Origin of the sequence: Sulfitobacter sp. M05, assembly GCF_029285175.1 — a bacterium.
Taxonomy (GTDB): Bacteria; Pseudomonadota; Alphaproteobacteria; order Rhodobacterales; family Rhodobacteraceae; genus Sulfitobacter.
Genome location: NZ_JABEDH010000001.1, coordinates 74036 through 96955 on the forward strand (window position 1 = coordinate 74036; position 22920 = coordinate 96955).

Consider the following 22920-nt stretch of genomic DNA (forward strand, 5'->3'; position numbering starts at 1 on the left):
TAGGGCGCAAAAGCGTCAGATCGGTGGAGCGGTCTGACGCAGCACGGCAGCTACGCCTTGGTGCCGTGCTGGGTGCATCAATCGTCGTCTAGTTCAGACTCTAAGCGGGCTAAATCAATCTTGTTATTGTCATTTGTATGCTTGTCAATTTTTGGTGCTGGTTTAACCCAGGTCGCAAGATTTTGTCCAAACTCTTGATAAAACCAAGGCACTACCGCTTCGAGTTCTGAAATGAAATTAGTTTGCTGGGTAAATTTCGTCCCTAAGCGTTTAGCTATAAATAAATGGAAGCTAATGACCTGAAGCCCTTCTTTCCCTAACTCGCAAATTGCAGGGTCGCCAAGCAACTCGTGTAGCGGGAAAACGGTTTCTTCGCTCCTTCCCGGCCAGTTTAGACGTACAAAGATGTCATCTATCTTATCAGAGTTTACTTGCCGAAGAAGCCAGTTGAGCCGTGCCTTGTTTGAAACCTTATCTTCTGGCGCTCTAAGCAACATTCCAACCTCAACTGTTCTACGCCCTAGGTCAGCGAGTATTGAAAGAGGCGCTGCAGCATCCGGAACCGCAAGTACTACTTCAAGGCTGTTTGTTTCCCGGAGGTTTTGAAATTCGTCTTTCAATCTGGAAAGGCCGTCTTTGCGGTGCTTAGTAGGAAGTTTTTCGGTGACAAGCGTTTCTGTCTTCCTGCTAAGGATGAGAGAGAGGTCTTTGGTCTCTTGAAACCAGGCTCTTACAACTTGTTCGGCTTCTGCGGACTTAGCGGGAATTTTTCCTCCCGCTGAAACAAGCTTGTTGAGATCGGTCCATTCCTTCGGCATCTTATTGAAGCCTTTTACTCCGGCGCTTTCATGTGTGAGAAAACGGCAAAGTTCATAGAGAATAACTTCTTGATCTCCATCTAGTATCTCGCCATTCGAAATTAGAAGGTCAGCAGTCGTTAGCATTGACATCCATGACCAGTGAAATACCGGAATCTTTGATCTGCTCTTAGTTACTTCCTCTAAAGGATGGTGAGACGGTGTGGTGGCAAATTGGTTTGAGATCGTAATTACACAATCAATCTTCTGATCTTTTGCAATCGCACGGTATTTCTCTATTTGCTCAGGTTTAAGAACCTCTCCACCAATCTTGGCTTCAACCAATGCACGCCATTCGGAGCTGCCGTTCTTTACGACTATCAACCCATCGGGTCGGTCACGAGGCTTATCTTTTTGGCCTTTGAAAACAACTTCTGTAAAAGTAGAAAGCTCGGACCTTTTGCCGATCTTTTTCCCTACCGACTGAAGTAATCTGGCACCGAACTCATCAACACGGGACATACAAGCCAAGACGATCGATGCTGTGCGGCCTTCTTTTGAGGTGGTTGATAGAACCGGGAAGAGTCGTGCTTCTTCTCCTTGGGCAAGATAGTCGGGTCTATTCATGATTATTCCTAAGTTGGACAACTCAAGATAGAATTGTTTTCTGTTTTCATGCAATAGGCGAGTGCCTCCTCAAACAATCCGCCCCCACAAATCATACTCGCCGGCTTCCTCCACCTCGACAGTCACGATATCGCCCACCGACAACCCTGCAAAATCTTCATCGATGAACAGGTTTCCGTCGATCTCCGGCGCATCCGCCTTGGTCCTGCACGTCGCGGCGTCCTCGTCGATCTCGTCCACGATCACATCAATCCGACGACCAACCTTCGCCTCCAGCTTCGCCTCGGAAATCGCCTGTGCTTTGGCCATAAACCGGTCCCAGCGGTCCTGCTTCACATCCGCCTCCACATGATTGGGCAAGGCGTTTGAGCGCGCGCCTTCGACGTTTTCGTATTGAAAGCACCCGACACGGTCCAACTGCGCTTCGTCCAGCCAATCCAGCAGGGTCTGGAATTCTGCCTCTGTCTCACCCGGATACCCAACGATAAAGGTCGAGCGCAGGGTCAGATCGGGGCAAACGGCGCGCCAGGCCGCAATTTCATCCAGCGTTTTCGCCGCCGCGGCAGGGCGGGCCATGCGCTTCAACACATCCGGGTGCGCGTGCTGGAACGGGATGTCCATATAGGGCAGCACAAGGCCCTCTGCCATCAGCGGGATCAGTTGGCGCACATGCGGGTAGGGGTAGACGTAGTGCAGCCGCACCCAAGCGCCAAGTGAACCAAGATCACGTGCGAGGTCGGTGATATGGGCGCGATGTCCGCGATCCTCGGCATGTTTGATATCGACGCCATAGGCAGAGGTATCTTGCGAGATCACCAGCAGTTCCTTGACGCCGTTGTCCACCAGACGTTCGGCCTCGCGCATCACCGCATGGGCGGGGCGCGATTGCAGCCGGCCACGCATGTCGGGAATGATGCAGAACTTGCACTTGTGGTTACAGCCTTCCGAGATTTTCAGATAGCTATAATGGCGCGGGGTCAGCGACACCTGTTGTGCGGGCAGCAGGTCAATAAAGGGATCGGGGCTGGGCGGTACGGCACCATGCACCGCGTCCAGCACCTGTTCGTATTGGTGCGGCCCGGTCACAGCAAGGATTTTGGGGTGGTGTTCGCGGATGTAATCCGGTTCCGCACCCAGACAGCCGGTGACGATCACCCGACCGTTTTCAGTCAGCGCCTCGCCGATGGCATCAAGGGATTCCGCCTTGGCCGAATCCAGAAACCCGCAGGTGTTTACGATCACCGCATCAGCGCCGGAATAGTCGGGCGATACGCCGTACCCTTCGGCGCGCAGGCGTGTCAAAATCCGTTCACTGTCGACCAATGCTTTGGGACAGCCCAAGGAGACCATGCCGATGGTCGGCTGGCCGGGGCGGGAGGGATTGCTGATTTTGGCTTTGGGGGCCAGATCAGGGCGCAGATTGGGTGGGTTTGTGCTCATGAATGTGCCTATAGTCGATGCAAAGCGGCTGGGAAAGCCCAAGGTATAAGAGGTGTGAGCGATGAAATGGATCATTAGGGGTTTCGGAATTGTGGTGCTTGTCGCCGTGATTGCGGTGGTGGGCGTGCTGATGCTGCCTGCTGACCGGATTGCGCGAATCGCATCAGAGCAGTTGACGCGGCTGACAGGGCGCATGGTGACAGTAAGCGGCGATGTGTCGATGACATTCTGGCCCGTGCTGGGGGTTAGTGCTGGTGGGCTTGAAGTTGGAAATGCCGATTGGGCCAAGGAAGGCGCGATGTTCACCACGGCACAGGCCGCCATCGGAGTGGACGCGGCTGCCTTGCTGCGCGGTGAGATCAGGATCACCAATGTCGAAGCCAACAGTCCGACGATCCGCCTGCAAAGCCGCAAGGATGGGCGGGCCAACTGGATATTCACAGATGCTGACGGCGCAGCCGAGATCACAGCCGAGAATGCACCCGATGATGCTGGAAATACGCCGCTGACCATCGAACGTCTGGTGATCCGTGATGCGGCGTTGATCTATGATGCGGAGGGGGCTGATCTTGTCTCATATTCTGGCGTTGATTTGACGTTGGATTGGCCAGAGCAAGGCGGTGCTGCGCAGATCGACGCCGCCTTGCGCCCCGCGGGTCAGGTAGTGAAAATCGCCGCTAAGATTGATCGTTTTGCCGGATTTCTGGATGGGCAGGTACAACCAATCAATCTTTCCGTGGCAAGCAACGGTGGTGGTCTGACCCTCAACGGGCGGGCCTCGATCGCGGGGGCTGTTGCCGGCGCGTTTGACCTAAAGACAACGGACACGGGGGCATTTCTGGCTGCCTTGGGGGCAGGGTCGGTCTCCCTGCCCAAGGGACTGGGCCAAAACATGCATACCCGTGCGGATATCACCCTGACTCCGGACCGCAGGTTATCGCTGCGGGACCTGGTCGCGGACCTTGGCGGAAATACCCTGCGCGGTGCGGCGGATATCGAATTGAACGGCAAACCGCAGATTAACGCGCAACTGCAAGCGGGGGCGCTGAACCTTGCCGGATTGGCGGGCGGCGAAAACGCAGATGGTGGAGCGGCAGATACCGGATGGTCACGCGTGCCGATTGATGCCTCGGGCCTTGCCACATTTAACGGCGGGATTGCTCTGAATGCCGACAGCATTGACCTAGGCGCATTGAAACTGGGCCGGACCCGCAGTCTTTTGACCAATGACCGCGCGCGTATGGTGTTTGAACTGCGCGAAGTGGCGGCCTATGGCGGGCTGTTCACCGGCGAATTTGTGATGAACAACCGCAACGGCCTGTCGGTTGGTGGTAAGCTGCGTGCGGCGGGTGTCGAAATGCGCGGGCTGCTGACGGATCTTGCCGGGTTGACCCGGTTCAGCGGGCGCGGGGACGCAGAGGTGTCTTTCCTTGGGGTCGGGCAGACGGTGGATGCGATCATGCGGTCCCTGTCAGGCAAGGGCGCAGTCAATATCGGGCGCGGTTCGATTGAAGGGATTGATCTGGACGATCTGCTTGGTTCCTTTGATGTCAAAGGCGGGACCACGGTGTTTGATGCACTTACGGCGACCTTCTCTATCGACAAGGGGGTGTTGAGCAACTCTAATCTCAAAATGCTGTTGCCGAATTTCGAAGCGACGGGTGCGGGCAAGGTGAACTTGGGCGCGCAGTCGCTGGATTATACGGTGACGCCGAAAGCCCTGCGCGTGAACAAAGAACGTGGGCTTGCGGTGCCGGTACGGATTGCCGGTCCTTGGCGTGATCCCAAAATCACGGCTGATGTGAAGGCCGTGATTGATCTGAATTTCCGGGAAGAGGTGAAGCGGGCCGAAGACAAGGCCAAGCAAAAGCTGGAACAGAAGCTGGACGACGAGTTGGGGCTTACGCGGCAAGAGGGCCAATCGGTCGAGGAGGCGGTGAAAGACAAGCTTGAGGACAAACTGAAGAAGGAACTGTTCAAGATTTTCGACTAGGGCACGCGATGATTATTCACAGACCCTAGGCCCAAGCATCATTCATCTTGCGTCGCCCAAAACGGGAAGATGTATGTTGTGTTCTGCAATCATGTGCAAGGACAGTTGATTGAAGAGGGCACGCCCCTGCACCGAAACCCCAAGACGTTTGCAAAAGTCTTGGGGTTTCGCACGGGGTAAGGCTGCGCTAGATGTCTGACCTGAATGCGCGACAGGAGACGCCCCATGGCCAACGATCTTTTTAACAGCTTCATGACCGGCCCGGACGAAAACGGCCGTTTTGGCGATTTCGGGGGGCGGTTTGTTTCCGAAACGCTGATGCCCCTGATCCTTGAGCTGGAACAGCAATATGAGAACGCCAAGACGGACGAGAGCTTTTGGGCGGAAATGCACGACCTGTGGACGCATTATGTTGGCCGCCCCAGCCCGCTGTATTTTGCTGAGCGGCTGACTGAAAAGCTGGGCGGTGCTAAGGTTTACATGAAGCGGGACGAGCTGAACCATACAGGCGCGCATAAGATTAACAATGTTCTGGGCCAGATCATTCTTGCTCGCCGCATGGGCAAAAAGCGCATCATCGCGGAAACAGGAGCAGGCCAGCACGGCGTAGCAACGGCGACGGTTTGTGCAAAATTCGGTTTGAAATGTGTGGTCTATATGGGGGCCCATGACGTTGAACGTCAGGCCCCCAACGTGTTCCGTATGCGTTTGCTCGGCGCAGAGGTTGTGCCGGTGACATCGGGGCGCGGCACGTTGAAAGACGCGATGAATGATGCGTTGCGTGACTGGGTCACCAATGTGCGGGATACGTTTTATTGCATCGGCACAGTTGCCGGTCCACACCCCTATCCGGCGATGGTACGGGATTTCCAAAGCATCATTGGTAAGGAAGTACGCGAGCAGATGAACGCTGCGGAAGGGCGTTTGCCTGACACGGTAATCGCCGCAATTGGTGGTGGTTCCAACGCGATGGGCCTGTTTTTCCCGTTTCTGGACGACAAGGACGTGAATATTATTGGCGTTGAGGCCGGCGGTAAGGGGGTGAATGCCAAGATGGAGCATTGTGCATCACTGACCGGCGGGCGCCCAGGCGTGTTGCACGGCAACCGGACCTATCTGTTGCAGGACGATGACGGCCAGATCCTTGAGGGGTTCTCCATTTCAGCGGGCCTTGATTATCCGGGCATCGGGCCGGAACACGCATGGCTGCATGAGATTGGCCGCGCAAAGTATGTTTCGATCACGGATAAAGAAGCATTGGCGGCGTTTCAGGTGTCTTGCGAGCTGGAAGGGATCATTCCCGCGCTGGAACCGTCACACGCTTTGGCCCATGTGATGAAGATTGCGCCGGAATTGCCCAAAGATCACATCATCTGCATGAACATGTGCGGGCGTGGCGACAAGGACATCTTTACCGTGGCCAAGGCGCTGGGCTTTGAGATGGGCGAGTTTGCCTAAAGCGTTTCGAGGCTCACCCGGGAATCTTTAGAGCGTCCCGCCTTAACATGACGCGCTTTCGCGGCTTCCCCCTTTGGTCGACGCGAAAACGATAAATCATTGTTCAGGGTAAAGGCCGGACGCTTGAGGCCGGAGCGGAGTTGTTTGGCGACCGCCAGCGTTCATAACAGCTGGCGGGTTTTCCGGTTGGCCTTTACGCTACAGTATTTAAGGCCAAAAAGAGGGGGCGTGGGGTAAAACCCGCGCCCTTTTTGCCGTGTCAGCGGTTAGGCAGGCCGTATTTTTGCAAGATCTCAAGTGGTACGATTTCGAGAGCGCGTTGATGTGTTGCCTCAAGGTGGACATCAGGGCCGCATCCCTCATCAGCGGCTTGCAGGAAGCGACCGGCACACAGGCACCACGGGTCGCCGGGTTGCAGACCGGCGAAGCCGAATTCAGGGCGCGGCGTACTGAGGTCGTTGCCGACGTATTTAGAATAGGCCAGAAATTCGGCGGTCATCACGGCGCAGACCGTGTGGCTGCCTTGATCTGCATCGCAGGTGTTGCACAGCCCGTCGCGAAAGAAACCGGTCAGCGGGTCGGTGCCGCAGGTGACCAGCGGGCCGCCAAGAACATTGATGCTGTCGTCAGGTGTCATGATCTCTAGAGGCCCTGTGCAATCTGGCGGAAGATATCTATATTCTGTTGCGACACGCCGGCCTCGCGGAACTTGCGGTCTGCTGCGTTGCTGGCGATGACGACATTGCGTGCTGTGTCGATATAGATGTACTGGCCGTAGATGCCGCGGGCCATGTATTCGCCGGGGGCCGCACCCACGGGGATCCACCATTGATGGCCATAGCCGATGTCGCCTGCTGCTGTTGGGGCACTGGGCTGTGTCGACATCTCGACCCATTCTGCCGGGACGATCTGGGTCCCGTTCCATTTGCCGCCTTGCAGGAACATCTGGCCTAAGCGGGCGTAATCGCGCGTTGTCAGGTTCAGTCCGCCCAAGACAAAGGCCGTACCAACCCCGTCGGTCAGGTAATAGGGTGCCTGTTCCAAGCCCATTGGCGCGATCAGCTTTTCACTGAGCAGATCGGCGATGGGCCGGCCTGTTGCCCCCCGTACCACCATGCCGACCACATGGGTGTCGATCGACACATATTGCCACTTTTCGCCGGGGGCGGCAAAGGTCTCGGTCAGCTCGGCGGTGAAGTCGTCCATTTTTCCACCCAAAGCCAGAACACGGCCCATGCGATTGATGTCGGAGTTTTTGTCCAGATAATCCTCGTCGAAGGTGACGCCGCTGGCCATGTTCAGCACGTTGCGCAGGCTGGCACCGTCATAGGCGGTGCCGGTCAGGCGCGGGGCGTATTTTGCCACCGGATCGTCAAGAGAGGCGATTGCCCCTTCCTCAAGCAGAATACCGACCAGCGCGGAAAGATAGCTTTTGGCGACGGACCAACTGATCCGCAGGTCTTCGGGTTGGGTGCCATGAAAGTAGTTCTCATAGGTGATTTCACCGTCTTTCAGGACGACAAGGGCGGTGACGTTACGCTCCTTGATCCAGGTCTCGACCGAGGCGGGCGGGGCGTACTCATCTCCATAGGGCAACTCACTGGTCGGGCCGGTGCCGCGGTCCACAGGCGTATGCAGGAAGGCCGCGCTCATGTTGCTGAAATTGTGAACGATCTTGTCCTGCGAGAACAGGGAGTTCACAGCGAGTAAGCGGGTCAGCTCTTCGCGTTTCCACAGGCCAACGGCGGCAGCAACCAGCGCCAGAACCAACAAAACCCGTCCCAGCCATTTCCCAAACCTGCGCATTTCTCACCCTTCCTGATCTGTTTGCGGCCACTCAACCACAGCGCTAAGGGATTAACCAGTGTGGGCCCAATTTACCCAACGGCCATGAAAATCGGCGCGCCCCAGATCATAGGTTAAATCGCCAGGCCACAGGCGCAGGGTCAGGGCCGCGCCGATCTTGCCGGTTGTATCGCCGTCGGTCTCCATCGACAGCCATGCCAGCGGCCGTTGCGATGTGGCCTGCGCGCCCGCCGCTTCGATCAGGGCGGTGCCCCGGGCCTGCACCTCTTCAGGGAAATACTGCCATGCCACGGTGTGCTGGATCAGGTGCAACCGGCCCTGTGGCGCGTCTGCAAGGCGCGGGGCGAGCCAATCAATGGCATCGCCTTTCTGTGGTGGTGTCTTGGCGCGCGAGGCGGCAGCGCGGGTCATGGCGAGGCGCTCGGGCTGGTCCGCCCAGAGGTAGGCCGTCAGGCGCAACAGGTGGTCGGGGTGTGTGGGATCAAGCGGGTTAAGGTCCACGCCGGCACGGTCCACGATCACAGGCCGCGCGGTTGGGGGCGGTGCGCCCGTCCAGTCAGGCGAGAGTACGACGGCGGGCTTGTGGGCACCGAACCGGGCGCCACCGACCTCAAGCGCATATTGGTCCCAGAGCAGATTCAACCCGCCACTGGCTCCCAATTCTGACAGGTGGATTGGTAGATCAAAATGTTGCAACGCCACATGCGCGCCCGCAATCAGTGCTGCAGAGCGGCGCACCTCGTTGGTCTGTGGTGGGCTTTCTGTCCATTCCAGCAGGAAATCCTCATGCGTCCGCAAGGCTGCCAGAACACCGGCGCGCAGGGCATCGTCTGTCGCGCTATGCGGAGGATAGAGCGCCGCAAGTTCAGGGGCCGCGTTACTCAGCACCAGCGCGTGCAATCCACCGGCGATCCGCAGGGGCAGGGAGTGACCGGCAGGGCCGATGTCCCCATTGAACGCCGCAAACTTGCGCCCCAGCGCGCTGTCGGCTGGCCAGTCAGCGGCAAGCAGAGAAAGCAGTTGCCCCATGAAAGGAGAGCCCATGCGGGTGCAGGTATCCGCTTGGGCGGCAAAGGCATCGGGCAGGCTCATTTAAATCGCTCCATCAGCTTTTGCATAGGGGATTTTTCAGGCTCGGCGGCGCTGGTTTCGTCAGGCTTTGCAGAAGTGGCCGGTTTGGGAGCAGGTTTCGGCCCCTTGGCACCGGTGCCAGAACGGGGCGGGTTTACGCGCATTGCCACGGCATTCAGGAACTTGGAGGTATCGCCCCCTGCCAGATCCGCGGCCCCGTCGCTGATCCCGCGCAGCACATCGTCAAGCCAGACCTCGTCCGCCTTGGGGAAATCGCGCAGCACAAACCCCGGAACCGCATCCTTGTGACCGGGATGGCCAACGCCCAGCCGCACACGGTCATAGTCGGGGCCGATATGCGCATGAATCGAGCGCAGCCCGTTGTGCCCCGCGTGGCCACCGCCAGTTTTGCATTTGACCTTTGCCGGGGCCAGATCAATTTCGTCGTGCAGCACCACCACATCTGCCGGCTCCAGTTTGTAAAACCGCATTGCGGCCTGCACGGATTGCCCCGATAGGTTCATAAAGGTCTCGGGTTTAAGCAAGACAGCTCGTGCTGACCCGAACCGGCCTTCGCTGATGCTGCCCTGATGTTTACCCTTCCACGGGCCAAACCCGTGGTCCGATGCAATTCTGTCCAGTGCCATAAAGCCGATGTTGTGACGGTTACGGGCATATTTGGCACCCGGATTGCCAAGGCCGACGATCAGTTTCATGGGAGTACTCCGTTCGCTTTTGCCGCATACTAGCAGGACGAACCCATGAGCTAAATGCCTGCAATGAAACGCGGTTGAAACGAAAAACGGGGCCGCAAAATGCGACCCCGTTTCAATCCATCCCGAAGGGCAGGATTCTTATTCTGTGGCTTCTGCTTCTGCTGCGTCGCCATCTTCACCTTCTTCGTCATCGTCAGAGGATGCCAGACCGGAAGGTGCGGAAACCTGAGCGATTACAAAATCACGGTCGATTGTCGGCTTGGCACCTTCTGGCAATTTCACGTCGGAAATTGTCAGATTGTCACCAATCTCAAGCGCGGTGATGTCGATCTCGATGCTCTCGGGAATATCCGCAGCTGTCACAACCAGTTCGATTTCAGGGCGCAGCACGTTCAGTGTGCCGCCCTTTTTCAGACCAACACATTCTTCTTCGCCGACCACTTCGACGTTGATGAACAGGTTGATTTTAGTTGTGCGCTTCAGGCGCATGAAGTCGACGTGCGTTGGCAGGTCTTTAACAACATGGCGCTGGACGTCGCGGCAGATCACGCGGACGTCATCATGGCCTTCAACCTTCAGGTTGAACAGGGTGGATTTGAACCGGCCCTTGCGCAGCATGGTCAGCAGCTTGTTGAAATCAAGGGTGATCGGCAGCGGGTCAACATCGCCACCAAAAACAATTCCCGGTACCAAGCCGTCACGGCGTGCCTGACGAGCGGCGCCCTTGCCTGTCCCCGTCCGTTCCTGGGCGATAAGATCTGGAATCTCTCCGGCCATTTTGTAATCTCCAATATGTAAGGGCGGGAATCCTCCAAGGCTGTATCCCCGCGTGAAGCCGCGCGTATAGAACGGTTTCCAATGCGGGGAAAGGGCAAAAAGATCGGTTCCTGTCTTGGCAATGATTTACACCCGTGGCAAGTCAGCACATGACCTTTAAACTGGACCTTGCGCTGTCGCGAAAACCTCTGGCCGGATTTGCCGCGATCGGTGTGGCCTGGGCCACCTATTTTGCCCAGGTCCCGGTGGTCAAGGCGCATGTAGGGGCGAGTGATGCGCAATATGGCCTTGCATTGCTACTGGCAGCATTTGGAGCGATTGCCGCCATGTGGCTTGCGCCTTTGTGCCGGCGGATTGCGGGCGGATTTGCTGTTCCTTTGGGAATTGTGGCGATTGGTGTGGGGATGCTGGCTGCGGGGATGTCGGGCACGCTTGTCGGGCTGACCTGTGCGATGTTGCTGGCGTCAACAGGATCGGGTGTGGTCGACGTTCTGGTTAACGCACGGGTGTCCGAGATCGAGGAAAGCAGCGGGCGGTCGCTGATGAACCTCAATCACGCGCTTTACGCTTTTGCCTATGCGGGCGGGGCGCTGGCAACCGGTGCCCTGCGGCAGGCTGGTGTGGGACCTGTGGTATCTTTCTTGGTATTGTTGGTTGTGCTGTTGGTGCTTGCCGGACAGGCGCGTGACATCGCTCCACCGGTTCAGGCCGAGACGCAAGGCGCGTTGCAACCGGCTGCGCGTACGCTGGTTCTGCTGACCGGTGGCATTGTGCTGATGGCCTTCCTGACCGAAGCTGCGACGGAAGGGTGGTCAGCGCTGCACCTTGAACGCACCCTTGGCGGTGGTCCGGGGCAGGGCGCGATGGGGCCCGCAGCCCTTGGGCTGATGATGGGGCTGGGCCGTCTGGGGGGGCACCTGTTGGCGGCGCGGTTGCGCGACACAACAGTGATGATCGCTGCCGCGCTGGTGTCGGCCTGTGGCATTGCCATCGCAGCGATTGCCCCGGGCGTGGCAACCGCGCTTGCGGGGTTCGCCATTGCGGGGCTTGGCATTTCTGTCGTTGCGCCGCTGGCTATGGCATTGATCGGGCGTGTTGTACCAGAGGCACAGCGCCTGACCGCAATCAGCCGGGTGTCTGTTATTGGCTATGGGGCGTTCTTTTTCGGGCCGCCGCTGATGGGGCTGGTGGCGGAAGGGTTTGGTTTGCGCATTGCTTTTGTCATGATTGCCGGGCTGCTGGCCATCACGGCGGTTCTGCTGGTTCCCGCTTTGGCCCGGCGAACCTCGGCGTAAGTCATTCCGTGCTGTATCCGCTGGGCGGGGAAAATGCCTGATAGGCAGAAGTTTAGACAACTTCCCTTTGGAATTGGCGGGATTTTAAGGCCTGCAAGGCCAAGGTGCCCTGAGGATAACCTCGGAGACACGAAATGCCCGGATATATTTCCGAATTTCAATACTATGGCGATGCAACCCAAGAGTTCATCGAAGTTGCACTTCCTGCCGGCACCGATCCATCCGGATATACGGTTGAGATTTACAATGCGAGTGGCGATCTGGTTTTTGGCTTCCCGCTTGCGGCACCGACGGAAACAGCGGGCGGATACGACGTTTATGTCGTTGACGCCTCGGCCCCCGGGTTTCACACCAGCGATACCGGCTCAACCGGTAACTTCTATCCCGATGATGCGGTTGCGCTGGTGGATGGGCAGGGCAATGTCGAGCAATTCCTGTCCTATTGGGACAATACGGTCACGGCCAATGGTGGGGCGGCCAGCGGCATGACCAGCCGCGATGTCGGGACTGCGAGCGCAGGGCAGTCCCTCCAGTCGGATGACCAGGGACAGACCTACTACACCCAAGACACGCCCAACCCCGGAACAATTCCGGCCTGCTATGCCGCTGGTAGCCTGATTGCCACGCCGTCCGGCCCCTGTCCGGTTGAACAGCTGGCGGTGGGCGATTGTGTTCTGGGACAGCATGGCAAAGCGCAGATGGTGCGATGGGTCTGGTCGGGGCAGCAGCCCCTTGATGGGGTGTCTGCAGACCATAAGCCGGTTCTGATCCGTGCAGGTGCCTTGGGGGCAAATCTGCCGCAACAGGATCTGATTGTGTCCGGGCAGCACCGGATCGTGGTTGGGGGCATGGGCCAATGCGAGGGCGGCTTCCATGCGCCTGCTTTTGTTCCGGCCAAAGCACTTACCGGTCTGCGCGGCGTCCGTTTCATGGCGGGCAAACGGTCCATCATCTGGCACCATTTCCTATGTGATAGGCATAGCGTGATCTTCGCCAATGGGCTGGCGTCGGAAAGCCTGCTTTTGGGGCCGGCTATCCTGCACCAAATGGACAGAACGCATCTGGCTGCGCTCTCTGTAGCGTTGAACCGTCGCGTCACACGCCGGACCAGAGATAAGGCGGCGCTGCCGTGCCTGACCGCGGGGGCTGCAAGGCGGGCGCTTGAGCGTTCGACCAAGGCCGGCACGCAATGTGCTGTCTGGCAGTCACAAAGCGGTCAAAGCAATTGGAACACTATGGTGTCAGGTGGCCCTTAGCCTCAGGATCCATTGGTTTTGCGCAGGCGCTTCTCGTCAGGAATAAGACCTGACAAACTGACGGTGCAAGATTGATGGGGCCTGAGCCTAAGGGGCAGCGCTGATCTGCGTGGCATCAGATAAGGTGCAGCGCTTAGAATATCAGGTTCGCGCCCAAATGCTTTAGTCGTCCGGTGACACCAAATGCCCATTGGCGGCAAGGACGGACTCATACAATAGAAAATCCTCGGCCCGGGCTTCGCGTAGCAATGCCATGGTGTCATCGCCAAGATGGGTTTCGATGACGGGAGAAACGTTTTTTTGCGCAATCTCGACCGGATGTTGCAGATGTTCGGACATGAACATCAAGAACGTCTCTTGTGCTTCATAAGCAAAGATATGATCCGCCATGATCTGCGTTTTGCCATCGGTCAGAAAATTGAACTGACGTCCGATCTGCGCCCGCTCGGGCGGTTCGTTGGACACAACTTCGCGCACAAATTGGTCGAAACTGATGCCCTTGGTGCTGACCTTGGTGCCATCCAGCCGCTTTTGGCTGCGGTATTTGTACCAGCTGCGGATCTGATCAACCGGTTCGCGCATCACCGCAACAGAGGCGGGGCGCACGCCAAAGGTGTCTTCAAGGAAGGGCGCGATCTTGTTGGTATAGCGTAGTGCAGTGATGTGTTTGCGGTTCTTGGAAAACACGATCTCTGCACGTGGCTTTAACGCCATTTCCACCGCTGTTGTGCCGGTCTTGGGGGTGGCCAGAAAAGTGATCTTATGACGCAGGAAAACAAGCATAAAGCAAGACTTAACCCAGTCTTAGGGTTTCTGCCAGCGTCCGCCGAAATCTTCGGGGATCAACAGGTTATGCCGGCCCAGATTGGCAACGCTGGTTTCGCCACATAGCGCCATGGTTGTGTCCAACTCTTTGTGGATCACCTCCAGCGCGGTTTGCACGCCCTTTTGGCCCATGGCACCCAGCCCGTAAACAAAGGCCCGCCCGATCATCGTGCCCTTTGCCCCCATCGCCAGCGCTTTCAACACGTCCTGACCAGAGCGGATACCGCTATCAAGATGCACTTCGATCTGGTCACCCACCGCGTCCAGAATGGACGGCAGGGCGCTGATTGAGCTTACCGCGCCGTCAAGTTGCCGCCCGCCGTGGTTGGAGACGACAATTGCATCCGCTCCGACTTTAAGCGCCATTTTGGCGTCTTCGGCATCCAGAATACCCTTAAGGATCACCTTGCCGCCCCATTGCTCTTTCAGCTTGGCAATTTTGGACCAATCCAGCGTCAGGTCAAACTGCTCGGCAGTCCAGGCACCAAGGCTGGAGGCATCTGATATCCCATCGACATGACCGACAATATTGCCGAATTCGCGCCGTTTGGCTTGCAGCATTTCAATGCCCCAAGCCCATTTGGTTATCAGGTTGGCGATGGTTTTTGGCGTCAGCTTGGGCGGGGCGGACAAACCGTTTTTTAGGTCTTTGTGTCGTTGTCCCAGAATTTGCAAATCCAGCGTTATCACCAAGGCAGAACAGTTTGCGTCCTTGGCCCGTTGAATCAGGCGGCTGACGTAATCTGCATCGCGCATAGTATAAAGCTGGAACCAGAAGGGCGCGTTTGTCGCTTCGGCCACGTCCTCGATCGAGTTGATCGACATGGTGGACAGGGTGAAGGGCACGCCAAAGGCCTTGGCCGCTTTGGCCGCCTTGATCTCTCCGTCCGCGTGTTGCATCCCGGTCAATCCGACAGGCGCAAGGGCCACGGGCATGGCCACGTCTTGCCCGATCATCTGGCTGGCGGTGCTGCGCCCTGACATGTCCACGGCCACCCGCTGGCGCAGGCGCAATTTGTCAAAATCGGTTGTGTTCTCGCGGAAAGTCTGTTCCGTCCAACTGCCGGATTCACAATAATCATAGAACATGCGCGGCACGCGACGTTCATAAATACGTTTTAGATCACCGATATTTGTGATGACAGACATGGGAATGCTCCAAATTGGTAATCTTTACTTACCAATTTGGGGCGGGGCGGTCAATTCCGGGTTTTCGCTTGCTGGTTTTGCCGTTCAGGCGGCGTGTGCGCCATCCGCCAGCGTTTTTACAAAAGCCAGAACATCCGCCACGCTGTCACCCGCAGCAATGCGCGCCACGATGGCAGAGCCGACAACGACGCCATCCGCCACGTCGGCAATCGCTTGTGACTTGGCAGGCGTGTTCACACCGAAACCGACAATAACTGGCAACCCGCTGGCTTCACGGATGCGGACAACCTCCGGGGCCACATCGCCGGCTTCCGCCTCGGCAGACCCAGTGATGCCGGTGATCGACACGTAATAGACAAAGCCGGAGGTGTTTTGCACCACACGAGGCAGCCGGTCGTCATCTGTAGTCGGCGTGGCAAGGCGGATAAAGTTCAACCCGGCCTCTTGGGCGGGCAGACACAATTCGCTGTCTTCTTCGGGCGGGAGGTCTACAATGATCAGCCCGTCGATGCCTGCGTCTTTTGCGGCTTTCAGGAATTTTTCGACACCCATTGAATAGATCGGGTTATAATATCCCATCAGGACAATCGGTGTAGTGTCATCTTCCTTGCGGAAGGCGCTGGCCATATCCAAGGTCTTGAGCAAGGTCATCCCGCCCTCAAGCGCCCGCTGGCCGGCAAGCTGGATCGTGGGGCCATCGGCCATCGGATCGGTGAAAGGCAAGCCCAGTTCGATAACGTCGACGCCAGCTGCAGGCAGGCCGCGCATGACCTCCAGCGAGGTTTCCATGTCAGGATCACCGGCCATGATGTATGACACAAAGGCTTTTTTCCCTTGCGCTTTGAGGTCGGCGAATTTGGCATCGATACGGGTCATGGGGCGGGCCTTTGCGTTTTGTATCCCCGTTCAATGGCGAACCTTGCGCCGGAAATCAATCTGTCACCTGCGCTATGGGGGCGGGAATTTTGCAAATTTGCGGGGCGCAAACCCGGAATATTCACGGCTGGGGGCCTGTCGGATGGTGCCAAACCCTTGCACCGCGCCCTGTCAGGCCATAGGACAGCGCAAAATCTGCTGACGCAAGGATCAAGATCATGGGTTTCAAAATGGGTATCGTGGGTCTGCCGAACGTCGGCAAATCGACCTTGTTTAACGCGCTAACTCGCACCGCTGCCGCACAGGCTGCGAATTTTCCATTCTGCACCATCGAGCCCAATGTGGGCGAAGTCGCCGTACCGGATGCGCGTCTGGATAAACTGGCCGCAATTGCCACGTCAAAGTCGATCATTCCGACACGGATGACCTTCGTCGATATTGCGGGTCTGGTCAAAGGGGCCTCTAAAGGGGAGGGGCTTGGCAATCAGTTTCTGGCCAACATCCGCGAAACGGACGCCATCGCCCATGTGTTGCGCTGTTTTGAGGACGGCGATGTGACTCACGTCGAAGGGCGCGTCGATCCGGTTGCAGATGCGGAAACGATTGATACCGAATTGATGCTGGCGGATCTGGAAAGCATCGAAAAACGCCGCGCGGGTCTGGTGCGTAAGATCAAAGGCAACGACAAGGATGCGGTGCAACAGGACCGTCTGCTGGGCATGGCGCAGGACGCGATCGAAGCAGGTAAGCCCGCCCGCACGGTCGAAGTGGATGAAGATGACGCCAAGGCCTGGCGTATGCTGCAACTGCTGACGACCAAGCCGGTGCTTTATGTTTGCAACGTTGGCGAATCCGAAGCGGCCGAAGGCAACGCATTCTCGGCGGCGGTTGGTGAGATGGCGGCGGCGCAGGGCAATTCCCATGTCATTATCTCGGCGCAGATCGAGGAGGAGATCAGCCAGCTTGAAGATGACGAAGCCGAAATGTTCCTTGGCGAAATGGGTCTGGAAGAGGCCGGCCTTGATCGTCTTATCCGTGCTGGATACGAATTGCTGCACCTTGAAACCTATTTCACCGTCGGCCCGAAAGAAGCCCGGGCCTGGACCATCAAAGCAGGCACATCCGCACCCAAGGCTGCCGGGGTGATCCATGGTGATTTTGAAAAAGGGTTCATCCGGGCGGAGACAATTGCCTATGATGATTTTGTCGCGCTAGGCGGTGAAGGCCCCGCAAAAGAAGCCGGTAAGATGCGCGCCGAAGGTAAGGCTTATGTGGTGAAAGACGGGGATGTGTTGCACTTCCTGTTTAACACATAAGAGCGACCAAACCGATCTAATACATCTTTGCAAGCGACCTGAGCACCATGCATGTGTTCAGGTCGTTTTTTTGTTCACAGATGTGGAAATGCGTTAACTAGAGGTTAACCATCTATCTCCAAATTGCCTCAATCGTGGATTGCATCGTCACGATTTGACCCCAAAACGAAAGGAAAAAGGGGCCAATTCAAAGCAACCAGTGTTGTTTTTAGCTAGTGAAGAGGCAATGATGAGAACCTATCCCATTCCGTTCAATGAAGAAGCGCGCGTGGCAGCCGTGCAAAACGTTCCCGGTCTCACAAGAGACAATCAAGAGGTATTTGACAGTCTGTGCTACGCCACCGCGGCCCTGCTGGATTGTCCTATAGCGCACATAAGTGTCATTGAAGAAGATATGCAATGGTACAAGAGTGTCATTGGTATCGAACTGGCAGATATGCCCAAGTGCAATTCATTCTGCACCCACACGATCATGTCGGAGGCACCGATGGTCGTCACAGACCTCAGCTTGGATCCGAAGTTCAAAGAACATCCGATGGTGCGCGAAGGCGGGCCACAGGCACGGTTTTATGCGGGCGTACCACTCGTTCTGTCGTCAGGATACCGTTTCGGCAGTCTTTGCGCGCTGGATGTGGTGCCCCATGACATGCCAGATGGCAAAACGCTTAAGGTCCTTGAACACCTTGGGAAATCAGTGGTTGCCGCTCTTGAAAAAGCACCGGCGGAGCCTGCGGCAGAGGAAACCGATCAAGGGCATGCAACCTTTCTTACACTGGTGGGGCATGAACTGCGCACACCACTGACCATCGTGAATGGCGGCCTGCGCCTACTTGAAAACAAGCTGGAAGATAACCTGACCAAACGCTTGGCGCGTAGTTCGATCAATTCAACGGACCACCTTGCCAAGCTGGTCGAATCCATTCTGAAATTCAGCAACATGGCAACCGGTGAATTGCAGCTGAACGAACAGGCCATAGACCTTAGCAACCTATTGCAAGAGATCGGGGAAGCGCACGCCCCCACAATTGCGGACGGTGGCAAAACACTGCGTTCGTTTGAACCGCAGATGACAGAGACGGTCCTGCTTGATCCCGAACATATGAATATCTGCGTCGCCTCGCTCTTGCTGAATTCGTTTTTGCATGGCGGCAATGTGATTGATCTGTCCTGCAAGCTTGATCCAAACGGCGACATTGAAATTATGGTCACGGATGATGGCAACATTGACGAGAACCTGGATCTGGCCGAGCTTTACCGCCCCTTCATCGTTGGCGGCAACGTGGAGCAGCGCGACACAAAGGGTGGCCTTGGTCTTGGCCTTCCAATGACGCGCAAGTTGGTCGAGCTGCATGGCGGCGAGTTTGAAGTCAGAGCAAACCCCAGTAACACCGAAGCCTGCATTCGCCTGCCCCGTTGGCGCCTCGCGCAATAGTGATGAGCCCGGGGTAGAGGCACTTCTGCCCCGATGCGTTGCAAAATGAAGGGGCTTGCAGCGCGCTCTATCAGGAACAGGGCAAAACCCTGCTTCTGACTTGGTCGAGACCCCAGGGCTGTTGGCTTGACAAACAACCGCTTTGGCGCGTTGCCTGTGGGAAACCATAGAAAGGCCTGCAAATGAAAACGCGTCTGACCGAGATGCTCGGCATCAAACATCCTGTGATACAGGCCCCAATGGCTTTTGCGGCTGGCGGGGCATTGGCCGCGGCGGCAACAAAGGGCGGGGCGCTGGGCATGATCGGAGGCGGGTATGGTGACCCGGAATGGATAGACGCACAGTTCAATATCGCCGGCGCGGCGCGGATCGGATGCGGTTTCATCACATGGAGACTGGCAGAACAGCCGACTGTGCTGGATCGGGTGTTGGAGCGTCAGCCAGCTGCAGTTTTCCTGTCCTTTGGTAACCCAGCACCCTATGTCGACCGAATTTTGGGCGCGGGGGCTGCGTTGATCTGTCAAGTTCAGACGTTAAAGGATGCCCGCCACGCAATGGACGTCGGCGCGCAGATCATCGTGGCACAAGGCGGCGAGGCGGGCGGCCACGGAGAGGGGCGGGGCACGCTCACCTTGGTTCCTGAAATCGCGGATGAGATCGCCAGACGCAACACTGATATCGCTTTGGTGGCGGCGGGCGGGATCGCGGACGGGCGCGGTCTGGCGGCCTCGGTGATGTTGGGGGCTGATGGGGTTGTTGTGGGAACGCGGTATTGGGCCTCTGGCGAGGCGCTGGTGCATCCACGCATCCTTGCGGATTCCCTACATGCCAGTGGGGATGACACCATTCGGACCCGTGTTCTGGATATTGTCAGAGGTTATGACTGGCCGCAGCGCTATTCTGTGCGGGCGCGGAAGAATGAATTTGTTGAGAAATGGCATGACGCAGAGGCTGGATTGCGCCGCGATTTAGGGCCACAGACGGCACTATGGGACAAGGCCAACACGCAGGGGGACCCATCCATCGCCGCGGCGTTTGTGGGCGAGGGGCTTGGGTTGATCCATAACGCATCACCAGCCGAAGGGATCGCCGCGCAAATTGTGGAGCAGGCGGCTGCGCTTTTGTTAAAGGCGGGCAGCTAGGCATTGGCGTCAGGGGCGACCCGGTTTGCAGCGTGGCGATGTTCAAGGACGGTAGCGTCCATGCGGGTGCTTTCCCAGCAAGGCTTTTAAGAGAAGGACAAAGATGCGGATTGGGTTTGGAGGGGGGTGCCATTGGTGTACCGAGGCCGTATTTCAGAGTCTTAGGGGGCTTTCACAGGTGCGTCAGGGTTTTGTCCTGTCGGACCCGCCGGACGACACTTGGTCCGAAGCGGTCGAAGTCGAGTTTGACCCTGACAGAATTACGCTTAAGGATCTCGTGACGGTTCACTTGGCGACCCATGCCAGTGCCTCTGATCACAAAATGCGGGGCAAATATCGCAGCGCGGTCTATGTGCAGGACTCCGACGGACAAACCTTCGTCGGGGAACTGATCGCGGCGCTGAGCATCGAAGTGGATACCCCGTTTGTTACCCGCGCGCTAATTCATCGCGGGTTCAAACCATCGGACGTGCGGTTTCATGACTATTATAAATCTGGCCCCGAGAAGCCGTTTTGCCAGACTTACATCGACCCCAAGCTTGCAAAGCTGCGCCGTAAATTCAGCGGCCTGCTCAAGCCGGATGGCGCGCCGGGGCAGTAAGCTCTATCGTCAACAGCGCATTTGGGATCATAGATCGGCCCCCCTAACACTTCAGCGTCATGGAACCTATCCAGAATTTCCACCTGCAACGCCATGCCTGGTGCCACGTTTTCATCGGAAACACTGCCCCTAGTCGCCATCTAGGTCAACGAAGCCGATCGTGGTGGATACGTATCTGATGCCTGCGCCCGGCACGGCTGAGCGGAACGATTGCGGAACGTCCTGCACGGATTTTGCACGGTTTTTCTGTGCAGTCCGGGGCAATTCAAATCAAATTGAACTAATTCATAATTGAGGGTTAAAGCCTATTCCTCACCGCGCCCTTTGAATTTCTGTTTAAAATCATTGGGTGGGTGGCGGAGACGAAGGGATTCGAACCCTCGAGACCCTTCCGGGCCTACTCCCTTAGCAGGGGAGCGCCTTCGACCACTCGGCCACGTCTCCGCTGACCGCTATACAAGGGGATTTTACCCTTGAACAAGGGCAAAACCGACAGAAACTGAAAAAACCGCATTCGGCATCGCAAACCTGACGCGAACCAACCGCTGTTTGCGCGCGTCGTCGTCGAAGGTTGGTGGGTGTTTCTTTGGAGTTTGCGGGGCTGAACCGTGGCTTTAGCGGCTGGCGCGCTTGTTGGGTAACAGGCTTGTGCAGCAGGGGGGCAGGCGCGGGAAAGTGCAGGGTTGCGTTGCCAACTCATACAGAAGATACAGCTTGGAGTTGAGTAGAAAAAGGGGATAACAGTTGACCCGCACCGCTGTCTGTTTCTAGCTTGTTACAAAGCACGCGTAGAATGGCGCGCGTTGACACACGCATTCGACCTGGGGGTTCAAAAATGCATATTCAAAAATCAATCCAATTCACCGCTTTTGCGTTGGCCTTTGGCCTGAGCGTGACAACCGCTGCGGCAGCGGACCTTGTGATCGGTATGCAGCAGGAGCCGACATCGCTTGATCCTACGTCCGATGCGACTGCCTCGATCGACGGGATGATGACCCAGAACGTCTATGAATCCCTGACCATCGTTTCGGAAAACGGTGAGGTACAGCCTAACCTCGCAACCAGCTGGGAGGTTTCCGAGGATGGGCTGACCTATACTTTTGCCCTGACAGATGCAGCGCAGTTCCATGACGGCACCGCGTTCGACGCCCAAGATGTCATCTTTTCCTTCAACCGTGCCATGGCCGAGGACAGCGTGAACCCCTCGAAAGGTATTTTCAAACCGATCGACAGTGTTACGGCGCTGGATGCGCGAACGGTGCAAATCAAGCTTAAGAACAAGGATGCCTTTTTCCTGTTCAATATGGGGCAGGGCGACAGCGCCATTGTCGCGTCGGAAACGGTGGATACCAATAATGCCAAGCCGGTGGGGACCGGCCCGTTCAAATTCGACAGCTGGACACGCGGCGACCGTTTGACGCTGGTCAAAAACCCCGACCACCGTGATGCCGCAATGGTCGCGCTGGACAAGGTGACCTACCGGTTTATCTCTGACCCCGCTGCGGCCACGGCGGCAATGATGGCGGAAGAGCTGGACGCCTTTCCGGGGTTTCCCGCGCCAGAGTTGCTGGAGCAGTTCGAAGCCGATCCGCGTTTCCGGGTCAATCTGGGCAGCACTGAGGGCGAAGTGATCCTTGCGATGAACAACGCCAAGCCGCCGTTTGACAATATCGAGGTGCGGCGCGCAATTTCCACCGCGATCAACCGTGACGAGATTATTGACGGTGCCATGTATGGCAAGGCGACCCCGATCGGCAGTTTTTATCCACCGCATGGCAAGGCCTATGTTGATCTGACGGATGCCTATCCTACCGATACGGCCAAGGCGAAGGAGATGTTCGAAGCGGCTGGCGTTGTGGGCACCACGATGACCCTGCGCGTGCCGCCATTCCCCTATGCGACGCGCTCTGCCGAGATCATTCAGGCGCAGTTGTCGGATGCCGGTATTGATGCAAAAGTCGAGAATGTCGAATGGGGGTTCTGGATCGACGAGATCTACAAGAAACAGAATTACGACATGACCATCATCGCCCATACCAGCCCGAACGACATGGGCAACTTTGCCCGTGGACCGAAATATTTCTACGGATATGATGATCCCAAAATGACCGCCCTCTGGGAAGAAATTTCTACCGAGGTAGATGCGGACAAGCGTGATATGCTGTTGAAAGAAGGCCAGAAATACCTGTCGGATCAGGCGGTCCATGGCTTCTTGTTCCAACTGCCGCTGTTGGGCGTTTTCCGCAACGAGGTACAGGGCTACTGGTCGTCCGCGCCGGTGCTTTATACGCCGCTCAAGGGTGTTTCAAAGAACTGAATCACCAGGCAACATGGGGAGGGGCA

19 protein-coding genes and 1 tRNA gene are annotated in these 22920 nt (G+C 57.1%); 9 read left to right on the top strand and 11 right to left on the bottom strand.

All coding sequences use genetic code 11. From position 1 onward, the window contains the following. Positions 1-77: 77 nt before the first annotated feature. Entirely contained in the window at positions 78-1424 is a 1347-nt protein-coding gene (locus HKX44_RS00385) for a hypothetical protein (RefSeq protein WP_276149325.1), read from the bottom strand. A gap of 69 nt (positions 1425-1493) precedes the next feature. After that, positions 1494-2864, bottom strand: coding sequence for a 30S ribosomal protein S12 methylthiotransferase RimO (gene rimO, locus HKX44_RS00390; RefSeq protein WP_276149326.1), 1371 nt, complete (start codon positions 2862-2864; stop codon positions 1494-1496). Positions 2865-2925: 61 nt separating this feature from the next. Here rimO and HKX44_RS00395 point away from each other — a divergent pair, with 61 nt between their 5' ends. Continuing rightward, positions 2926-4857 (top strand): AsmA family protein, encoded by a 1932-nt coding sequence (locus tag HKX44_RS00395; protein WP_276149327.1) that lies wholly within the window; start codon positions 2926-2928, stop codon positions 4855-4857. A gap of 225 nt (positions 4858-5082) precedes the next feature. Further along, positions 5083-6315, top strand: coding sequence for a tryptophan synthase subunit beta (gene trpB, locus HKX44_RS00400; protein WP_276149328.1), 1233 nt, complete (start codon positions 5083-5085; stop codon positions 6313-6315). Between the two features lie 259 nt (positions 6316-6574). On the opposite strand, the gene HKX44_RS00405 is transcribed toward trpB, so the two are convergent. From HKX44_RS00405 to HKX44_RS00425, 5 genes are all read right to left on the bottom strand, one after another. Further along, complete coding sequence (locus tag HKX44_RS00405; RefSeq protein ID WP_276149329.1) at positions 6575-6952, bottom strand: DUF2237 domain-containing protein; 378 nt, start codon at positions 6950-6952, stop codon at positions 6575-6577. 5 nt (positions 6953-6957) lie between these two features. Further along, positions 6958-8121, bottom strand: coding sequence for a serine hydrolase (locus tag HKX44_RS00410; RefSeq protein WP_276149330.1), 1164 nt, complete (start codon positions 8119-8121; stop codon positions 6958-6960). A gap of 51 nt (positions 8122-8172) precedes the next feature. Continuing rightward, a complete protein-coding gene (locus tag HKX44_RS00415) occupies positions 8173-9213 on the bottom strand; it encodes a DUF2332 family protein (protein WP_276149331.1) in 1041 nt (346 codons plus the stop codon). Then, positions 9210-9908 carry an aminoacyl-tRNA hydrolase gene (gene pth, locus HKX44_RS00420; protein WP_276149332.1) on the bottom strand — a complete coding sequence of 233 codons (699 nt, stop codon included), beginning with the start codon at positions 9906-9908 and terminating at the stop codon, positions 9210-9212. The genes HKX44_RS00415 and pth overlap by 4 nt, the downstream gene beginning before the upstream one ends. Before the next feature lie 138 nt (positions 9909-10046). Continuing rightward, on the bottom strand, positions 10047-10685 hold the full coding sequence (locus HKX44_RS00425; protein ID WP_276149333.1) for a 50S ribosomal protein L25/general stress protein Ctc: 639 nt from the start codon (positions 10683-10685) through the stop codon (positions 10047-10049). 149 nt (positions 10686-10834) lie between these two features. Between HKX44_RS00425 and HKX44_RS00430 the strand changes: the two genes are divergently transcribed. Beyond that, positions 10835-11980, top strand: coding sequence for an MFS transporter (locus tag HKX44_RS00430; RefSeq protein WP_276149334.1), 1146 nt, complete (start codon positions 10835-10837; stop codon positions 11978-11980). Positions 11981-12114: 134 nt separating this feature from the next. Beyond that, complete coding sequence (locus tag HKX44_RS00435) at positions 12115-13236, top strand: Hint domain-containing protein (RefSeq protein ID WP_276149335.1); 1122 nt, start codon at positions 12115-12117, stop codon at positions 13234-13236. Positions 13237-13398: 162 nt separating this feature from the next. Here HKX44_RS00435 and HKX44_RS00440 read toward each other — a convergent pair whose 3' ends face one another. The 3 genes from HKX44_RS00440 to trpA all read right to left on the bottom strand — a co-directional run bounded on the left by HKX44_RS00440 (position 13399) and on the right by trpA (position 16086). Then, positions 13399-14019: a hypothetical protein gene (locus tag HKX44_RS00440; protein WP_276149336.1), complete on the bottom strand. Its 621-nt coding sequence runs from the start codon at positions 14017-14019 to the stop codon at positions 13399-13401. Between the two features lie 21 nt (positions 14020-14040). Next, the gene (locus tag HKX44_RS00445) at positions 14041-15210 is read right to left on the bottom strand and encodes an alpha-hydroxy acid oxidase (protein WP_276149337.1); all 1170 of its coding nucleotides are present in this window, start codon (positions 15208-15210) and stop codon (positions 14041-14043) included. A gap of 84 nt (positions 15211-15294) precedes the next feature. Continuing rightward, positions 15295-16086 (bottom strand): tryptophan synthase subunit alpha, encoded by a 792-nt coding sequence (gene trpA / locus HKX44_RS00450; protein ID WP_276149338.1) that lies wholly within the window; start codon positions 16084-16086, stop codon positions 15295-15297. Between the two features lie 218 nt (positions 16087-16304). Between trpA and ychF the strand changes: the two genes are divergently transcribed. The 4 genes from ychF to HKX44_RS00470 all read left to right on the top strand — a co-directional run bounded on the left by ychF (position 16305) and on the right by HKX44_RS00470 (position 20577). Beyond that, complete coding sequence (gene ychF, locus HKX44_RS00455) at positions 16305-17402, top strand: redox-regulated ATPase YchF (protein WP_276149339.1); 1098 nt, start codon at positions 16305-16307, stop codon at positions 17400-17402. A 229-nt stretch (positions 17403-17631) separates the two neighbouring features. Then, complete coding sequence (locus HKX44_RS00460; RefSeq protein ID WP_276155913.1) at positions 17632-18834, top strand: GAF domain-containing sensor histidine kinase; 1203 nt, start codon at positions 17632-17634, stop codon at positions 18832-18834. A 182-nt stretch (positions 18835-19016) separates the two neighbouring features. Beyond that, the gene (locus tag HKX44_RS00465) at positions 19017-19976 is read left to right on the top strand and encodes a nitronate monooxygenase (RefSeq protein WP_276149341.1); all 960 of its coding nucleotides are present in this window, start codon (positions 19017-19019) and stop codon (positions 19974-19976) included. 103 nt (positions 19977-20079) lie between these two features. Further along, positions 20080-20577, top strand: a complete 498-nt coding sequence (locus HKX44_RS00470; RefSeq protein ID WP_276149342.1) for a peptide-methionine (S)-S-oxide reductase — start codon at positions 20080-20082, stop codon at positions 20575-20577. A gap of 354 nt (positions 20578-20931) precedes the next feature. On the opposite strand, the gene HKX44_RS00475 is transcribed toward HKX44_RS00470, so the two are convergent. Further along, positions 20932-21021 (bottom strand) — tRNA-Ser (locus HKX44_RS00475). 391 nt (positions 21022-21412) lie between these two features. Between HKX44_RS00475 and HKX44_RS00480 the strand changes: the two genes are divergently transcribed. Next, complete coding sequence (locus HKX44_RS00480) at positions 21413-22894, top strand: ABC transporter substrate-binding protein (protein ID WP_276149343.1); 1482 nt, start codon at positions 21413-21415, stop codon at positions 22892-22894. Positions 22895-22920 lie beyond the last annotated feature (26 nt).